This is a genomic window from Streptomyces sp. NRRL S-495 (assembly GCF_000966955.1).
Lineage (GTDB): Bacteria > Actinomycetota > Actinomycetes > Streptomycetales > Streptomycetaceae > Kitasatospora > Kitasatospora purpeofusca.
The window spans coordinates 1-1,397 of sequence record NZ_JZWY01000898.1 but is presented as its reverse complement, the minus strand read 5'-3'; the positions used below and the strand labels follow the sequence as shown (position 1 = coordinate 1,397).

3 protein-coding genes are annotated in these 1,397 nt (G+C 76.2%); 2 read left to right on the top strand and 1 reads right to left on the bottom strand.

Translation table 11 applies throughout. The features are described 5' to 3' along the window. Positions 1-80 precede the first annotated feature (80 nt). Positions 81-686: a hypothetical protein gene (locus VR45_RS35905; protein ID WP_052709636.1), complete on the top strand. Its 606-nt coding sequence runs from the start codon at positions 81-83 to the stop codon at positions 684-686. A 54-nt stretch (positions 687-740) separates the two neighbouring features. Here VR45_RS35905 and VR45_RS35900 read toward each other — a convergent pair whose 3' ends face one another. Beyond that, complete coding sequence (locus tag VR45_RS35900) at positions 741-1,124, bottom strand: glycosyl hydrolase family 65 protein (protein ID WP_045944117.1); 384 nt, start codon at positions 1,122-1,124, stop codon at positions 741-743. Between VR45_RS35900 and VR45_RS50870 the strand changes: the two genes are divergently transcribed. Then, a partial coding sequence (locus VR45_RS50870) for a hypothetical protein (RefSeq protein WP_159394476.1) occupies positions 1,117-1,397 on the top strand: 281 nt, incomplete at its 3' end. The two genes, VR45_RS35900 and VR45_RS50870, sit on opposite strands and share 8 nt — an antisense overlap.

Sequence of the window (1,397 nt, the reverse complement as noted above, 5' to 3'; positions counted from 1 at the left end):
CGCCGGACCCTGGTACCCCGGTCGCAGCCGCGCAAGGCTGGGGGCGACGAACAGGCGGCCCCGCTCCGAGGAGGTGCGTCATGACCGCGCAGCAGCGTCAGGCCGCGCACACGCCGTTCCGCACCCAGGTCCGCCGCGCCTCCGGCCTCGACCGCAATCCGCTGTGCCGCCCGGTCGACCGGGCTCGGAGCCGCACGGCACTCGCCCTGCCGGTCGTCCTCGGGCTGCTGATCGCCGTGGGCGCGGTCGTGGCCGTGCTGGTGTTCCGGGTGGAGACGCACGCCGAGCAGGAGACGGCGAGGCACCGGCACGCCGTCACCGCGACGACGGTCGGTCCCGCGGTGACCGACGACCTCCGGACGGGAGGTGCCCGTGCCCACGCCCCGGCCCGATGGGCCTACCCGGTCGGGCCCGGTGGCGGCACCGTTCAGGTGAGCACGGGCACCCCGGTCGGATCGGCGGTGGCGATCCAGCTGGACGACAGCGGTGTTCCGGCGGCCGGGGCCCGGACCACCGCCGCGGTCCTCTCGGATGCCGGGATCCTCGGCGTCGGGACGGCCACCGGCCTGGTCTCCCTCGCCGTCGTCGGCCACACGGTGCACTGCCGCACCCTGGACCGGCGGGCCGAGCGGAGCTGGGAGCCGGACTGGGAGCGGGTGGAGCCCCTCTGGTCCCAGCGCCGGTGAACCCGACCCGGGCGGGCCGGACCCAGGGAATCAGAGGAGGGCCGGACCCCGGAATCAGAGCGGGAGGATCCTGGTCTCGCCGGGGCCCACGACGGCCGTGGTGCCGCGGCAGTGGATCCGGACCGTGCCGTGCCCGTCCGCCCCCAGCGCCACCGTGACGGCGCGCCGGTCGACCGTGATCACCACGCCCCGGTGCCCCCGGTAGCACAGCTCCAGTTCCAGCCGGCCCAGCGCCGACGGCAGGTGCGGGTCCAGCCGCAGCCCGTCCTCCCGGACCTCCAGCCCGGTGTAGCAGCGTTGCAGCAGGTCGACCGCCCCCGCCATCGCGCCGAGGTGGATGCCCTCCGCGGTGGTGCCGTGCTGGCTGTCCCGCAGATCGGCCACCAGGGCGTCGCGGAAGTAGCGCCAGGAGGCCCTGCGGTCCGCCCGGGTGAGCACCCACCCGCAGCTCCCCCTCCGCGAGGTGCAGGTCCGTGCGGCACACCCCACAGGCCTCGACCTCCACCAGGATCTCGTGCGGCCCCGGCTCCTCCAGCGGTCGCCGCTCCCGCACCAGCGGCCCCGGCCGGGTGCCGTCCAGTGGGCCCGGCCGGTCGACCACCAGGACCTCACCGATCAGGTCCGCTTCGAACTGGTGGCCGCGCTCGGCCCGACGGGGCCCATGGACGTCGACGTCCGGGCGGACGAGGGCCGGATCACCCTGTCCGGCAC

Coding starts and splice junctions, on each gene's coding strand:
- VR45_RS35905 (WP_052709636.1), top strand. CDS start 81: ATGACCGCGCAGCAGCGTCAGGCCGCGCACACGCCGTTCCGCACCCAG.